The organism is Pauljensenia sp. UMB6358 (assembly GCF_030216865.1).
GTDB classification, from domain to species: Bacteria; Actinomycetota; Actinomycetes; order Actinomycetales; family Actinomycetaceae; genus Pauljensenia; species Pauljensenia turicensis_A.
The window spans coordinates 1-260 of record NZ_JASOMS010000195.1 but is presented as its reverse complement, the minus strand read 5'-3'; the positions used below and the strand labels follow the sequence as shown (position 1 = coordinate 260).

General features: G+C 50.0%; 1 protein-coding gene. It reads left to right on the top strand.

What is annotated here, in order from left to right:
* The coding region (locus QP381_RS09160) for a hypothetical protein (protein ID WP_285068707.1) at nt 1–260 on the top strand (260 nt) is incomplete at both ends.

Here is a 260-nt window from a genome sequence, read left to right as displayed (position 1 = left end):
GGCGATCACAACTTCATCTTCGTGCTCACCCCAGAACGCTTGCTTTACCTTCTGATCGGCAAACCTGCAATCGAATTCGAGTACGTCTTTTTCGACGAATCACACAAACTCTCAGGCAAGAACAGCCGCGCCCCGTTCTACTACCAAACCGTGACAATCCTTCAACACCGCCACAGACCACCACACTTCATCTTCGCTTCACCCAACATTCCCAACCCAGAGGTATTCCTAAGGCTGGTTGATCCAAACTCTGACGAAAA